The sequence below is a fragment of the Streptomyces sp. NPDC050636 genome (assembly GCF_040654775.1).
GTDB lineage: Bacteria > Actinomycetota > Actinomycetes > Streptomycetales > Streptomycetaceae > Streptomyces.
Genome location: NZ_JBFAIP010000189.1, coordinates 1 through 5547, shown reverse-complemented (window position 1 = coordinate 5547; position 5547 = coordinate 1). Strand labels below are relative to the sequence as shown.

1 protein-coding gene is annotated in these 5547 nt (G+C 72.2%); it reads right to left on the bottom strand.

Going from position 1 to position 5547, the window contains the following annotated elements; translation table 11 throughout:
- On the bottom strand, nt 1-5547 hold a 5547-nt coding region (locus AB0I10_RS40025), incomplete at both ends, for an SDR family NAD(P)-dependent oxidoreductase (RefSeq protein WP_363157668.1).

Genomic DNA, 5547 nt, shown 5'->3' with positions numbered 1-5547 from the left:
ACGCCGCAGCCGCGCCCGCAACACCGACGCACCACTGGCATGCAGCTCCACACCCGTCCACGCGAACGGCAACCGCACCTGACCCGGCACACCCTGCTCGGCCTCGCCGACCAGGGCACTGGCGTGCAGCACCGCGTCGAGCAGAGCCGGGTGCAGTCCGAACGCTCCCGCGTCCTCGGCCACCCCCTCCGGCAGCTCCACCTCGGCGAAGACGTCCTCGCCACGGCGCCACACCGCCCGCAGCCCCTGGAACGCCGGACCATAGCCGTACGCCCCTGCCAGCTCGTCGTACATGCCGCTGATGTCGACCGCGGTCGCCTCGCGCGGCGGCCAGACGGACAGGTCCTCCTCGGCGCCTCGGGCTTCCCCGATGGGAGCGACCACGCCGCCGGCGTGCTGGACCCATACCTCCTGGGTGCCGTCGGTACGGGAGAACACCTCGACCGTCCGACGCCCGTCGGCATCAGCGGCAGCCAACACAACCTGGACCTGAACACCGCCGTCGGCGGGCACCACGAGCGGTGCCTGCAGCGTCAGTTCCTCCAGCAGTCCACAGCCCACCTGGTCACCGGCGCGTACGACCATCTCCACGAATCCGGTGCCCGGCAGCAGTACGACCCCGCCCACCGTGTGGTCGGCCAGCCACGGATGCGTACGCACCGACAGCCGCCCGGTGCACACCATGCCCGCACCACCAGCGAGTTCGACGGCCGCACCCAGCAACGGATGGTCCACCGCACCCAGGCCCAGCGACACCGCGTCCCCGCCCGTGGACGGTCCGGCCTTACGGGGCCAGTACCGCTCGTGCTGGAAGGCATACGTCGGCAGTTCGACCCGGTCCGCGGACGGCAGCAGCTTTGTCCAGTCGACCGTGACACCGTGCACGAACGCCTCGGCCAGTGACGTGATCAGGCGGCTCGCGCCACCGTCGTCGCGGCGCAGCGTCCCGCACACCACTCCCGCCGCAGTACCGGGGCCCGCGTCCTGCGCAACCTCTTCGAGCGTGTCGTTCATCGCGCCCAACAGCACCGGGTGCGGGGTGACTTCGATGAACATCTGGTGACCCATCCCGGCCAAGGTCCGCACGGCCCGGTCGAAGTGCACCGAGGCACGCAGGCTCCCGTACCAGTACGCGGCATCCAGCTCCTCGCCGGACAAGGTCTCGCCCGTCATCGCCGACACCATCGGCACCCGGCCCTTACGGGGGGTGATCCCGGCCAGTACGGAGAGGATCTCCTCCTCCAGCCGCTCGATCTGGGCGGAGTGCGAGGCGTAATCCACGGCGACCATACGGGCACGTACGCCCTCGGCCTCCAGCTCCTCCTGCAGCTCCTCCAGCGCCTCGGGCTCACCCGAAACCACCACCGCGGACGGCCCGTTGACCGCCGCGAGCGACAGGCGCTCGCCCCAGCGCGGGAGGCGCTCTACCACCGCCGCAGCCGACTGGCTCACCGACATCATGCCGCCCGCACCGGCCAGGGCCTTCAACGACTGCGAACGCAGCGCCACGACCCGGGCGCCATCCTCCAGCGACAGCATCCCCGCCACCGTCGCCGCAGCAATCTCACCCTGCGAATGACCCACCACCGCACCCGGCGACACACCAGCGGCCTCCCACACCGCCGCCAACGACACCATCACCGCCCACAACACCGGCTGCACCACATCCGCAGCCTCCAACGCAGGCGCACCCTCCACACCCGCGAGAACGTCACTCAACGCCCACTCCACAAACGGGTCCAACGCCCGCTCACACTCAGCCAACCGCGCCGCAAACACCGGGCTGGACTCCGCCAACTCCCGGCCCATACCGACCCACTGCGACCCCTGTCCCGCAAAGGCAAACACCACCCGCGCACCCGGCCGGGCAACCCCCGACACCACCGAACCCGCAGGCACACCAGCCGCCAGACTCTCCAAGCCACCGATGAGCTCACCCCGATCACCACCCACCACCACAGCCCGGTGCTCGAACGCCGACCGCGTCACCGCCAACGACCAACCCACATCAGCCAGTCCGAGCTGCGGACGCGCCACAACCCACTCACGCAACCGGCCCGCCTGCCCCGTCAACCCCTCAGCCGACCGGCCCGACACCAGCCACGCACCAGCCCCACCGGTCTCCACGACAGCCACGGCTTCGGGCGCACCCCTCCCCTCGTCCTCCACGAGAGCCTCAGCCTCGACAGGGGCTTCCTCAAGGATGATGTGCGCGTTGGTGCCGCTCAGGCCGAACGAGGACACGCCGGCCCGACGCGGCCGGCCGTTGGTGGGCCACGGCGCCGGATCCGTCAGCAGCCGCACCTCGCCCGCCGACCAGTCCACGTGCGGCGAGGGCTCGTTCACATGCAGCGTCTTCGGCAGGTGCTGGTGCTGGAGCGCCAGCACCATCTTGATCACACCGGCCACGCCGGCCGCGGCCTGGGTGTGCCCGATGTTGGACTTCACCGAGCCCAGCAGCAGCGGCCGATCCGACGGCCGCTCCTGGCCGTACGTCGCGAGCAGGGCCTGCGCCTCGATCGGGTCGCCCAGCTTGGTGCCCGTTCCGTGCGCCTCGACGACGTCGACCTCGTCGGCGCGGACCCCGGCGTTCGCGAGGGCGGCCCGGATCACCCGCTGTTGGGACGGGCCGTTGGGCGCGGTCAGGCCATTGGACGCGCCGTCCTGGTTCGTCGCGGAGCCGCGCAGCACCGCGAGCACCTTGTGGCCGTTGCGCCGCGCGTCGGACAGCCGCTCCACGACCACCATGCCCGCGCCCTCGGCGAAGCCCATGCCGTCCGCGTCCGCCGAGAACGCCTTGCAGCGCCCGTCCCTCGCCAGGCCGCTCTGCTCGCTGAAGCCGACGAAGCCCTCGGGCGTCACCAGGATCGTGACACCGCCGGCCAGCGCCATCGAGCACTCACCGGACCGCAGGGCCTGGGCGGCCAGGTGCATGGCCATCAGGGACGACGAGCACGCCGTGTCCACCGTCACCGCCGGACCCTCAAGACCCAGCGCGTACGACACCCGGCCGGACAGCACACTCGTCGCGTTGCCGGTGATGAGGTGCGCCGCGCCCTCGATGTCCACGCCGTAGCCGTATCCGGACGCGTACCCGCCGGCGAACACGCCGGTCGAGGTGCCGCGTACCGACTCCGGGTCGATGCCGGCCCGCTCCAGCGCCTCCCAGGACAGTTCCAGGAGCATCCGCTGCTGCGGGTCCATGGCCAGCGCCTCGCGCGGGCTGATCCCGAAGAACCCGGCGTCGAACCCGCTCATGCCCTCGATGAACCCGCCGGACTGCACGTACGAGGTGCGTCCCTGGCCCGAGGGGTCGCTGAGGGCCTCCAGGTCCCAGTCGCGGTCGTCCGGGAAGCCGGAGATCGCGTCCCCGCCGGAGGTCAGCAGTGCCCACAGCCCATCGGGGTCGGCCACGCCACCGGGGTAGCGGCAGCTCATGCCGACGATCGCGATGGGCTCGTCGGCAACGGACGGGGCCGACGTCACCGTCGGCGCAGCGGTGTCGTCCGGCAGGGCCCCCAGCAGCTCCGTTTCGAGGTACTCGGCCAGGGCGCCTGTGCTGGGGTAGTCGAACAGCAGGGTCGCGGGCAGCCGCAGTCCGGTCGCGGTGTTGAGGTCGTTGCGCAGTTCCACCGCGGTCAGGGAGTCGAAGCCCAGCTCGCTGAAGGCGCGGCCCGCCTCGACCGCCTCGGGTGACGGGTAGCCCAGCACATGGGCGGCCTTGGCCTGAACCAGTTCGGTCAGCACCCGGTGCTGCTCGGCCCGGCCCATACCGGCCAGTTGGCGCGCCAGATCCCCTTCGGCCGGTACGGCGGGAATGTCCGCCAGGAGCGCGGCCAACTGGTGGATCTCCGGCAGGTCCCGCATCAGCGGAACCTCCAGCAGGCTCGCCGCCGACACCGGCGTCGACAGGATCACGGACCAGTCGATGTTCGTCACCGTCAGCACGGTGTCGGGGCCGTCAAGCGCCTCGCCGAGGGCCCGAACCGCCAGGTCCGGATCCATCAGCCCTTCCCACTGGTTGCGGGCCAACCGCTGCCGCGCCGCCTCGGAGCCCTGCGCCACACCGGCCGCCCACGGGCCCCAGGCCACCGCGAGCCCGGCCAGTCCGCGACTCCGCCGATTCTCGGCGACGGCGTCCAAGTACGCGTTCGCAGCAGCGTAGTTGGCCTGACCCGGGCCGCCCGTCGTGGCCACCACGGAGGAGAACAGCACGAAGGCGTCCAGGTCCAGATCCGCGGTGAGTTCGTCCAGGTACGCCGCGCCGCCGGCCTTGGCCGCCAGCACCGTCTCAAGGCGTTCCGTCGAGAGGCCGTCGATCACGCCGTCGTCCAGCACCGCCGCGGTGTGTATCACCGCGGACAGCGCGGGGCCGCTCGTACCGGTCCAGTCCACAAGCCCGGCGACGTCCGACCGGTTGCTCACGTCGCAGGTCACCACGTCCACGCGGGCGCCCTGCGCGGCCAGTTCGGCGGCTTGCGCCGCGACACCCACTCCACCGGGACCGGAGCGGCTGGTCAGCACCAGTCGCTCCACTCCGCGTCCGGTCAGCCAGCGCGCCACGTGCCCACCGAGCGCCCCGGTGCCACCGGTGATCAGCGCGGTTCCGTGCGCCGACCGCCTGCTCCCGTTCGCCGACGGCTGCGGGGCATGGGTCAGCCTGCGGCCCAGAATCCCGGCCGGGCGGATCGCGACCTGGTTCTCGTCGCAGCCGGCCAGCACGGCCGCCAACTGCGCGCCGGTCCGATCGTCCAGTACGGCGGGCAGATCGATCAACCCGCCCCAACGGTCGGGGTATTCCAGGCCGACGACGCGGCCGAAGCCCCAGGCCTGCGCCTGCAACGGGCTGGTCAGCACCTCGCCGGGTCCGGCGGCGACGGCGCCACGGGTCAGGATCCACAGCGGTGCGTCGACCCCGGCGTCACCCAGGCCCTGCACCAGACCCAGCGTGGCGGCCAGCCCCCCGGTCACCACCGGGTGGGCGGGCGCCGACGTCTCGTCCAGCGCCAGCAGCGACACCACACCGGACAGCGCGGCAGGTTCCGTACCGGCGCTCCGCAGCGCCTGATCGAGCAGCGCGGCCAGGTCGGGCCGGTGCACGGTCCCGGCCGGTACCTCGACGACCACGGGCTCGGCACCGCGGGCGGTAAACGCCGCCACACATCCCTGCGTCAGGTCGGCAGCGGCCGATCCGGCAGGGGCCACCCCGGCCGATCCTGCAGGGGCCACGACCAGCCACTGTCCCGACAGGCGGGCGGTGCCCTGCTCGGCGACGGGCGCCCACGTCACGCGGTAGCGCCAACCCGCCGTCGCCGACCGGTCCAGCTCACGGCGCCGCCAGGACGCCAGCGCGGGCAGCACCTCGCTGAGCTGCTTCTGGTCCTCGATGGCGAGCGTGTCGGCGATCTGGGCCAGGTCGCCGCCTTCGACGGCGGCCCAGAACTGCGTCTCGGCCGCCGTACTCGCACCGTCGCCACCCACCAGGGGCGCGGACGTGGCTGCTGCTTCCAGCCAGTAGCGCTGGTGCTGGAAGGCATACGTCGGCAA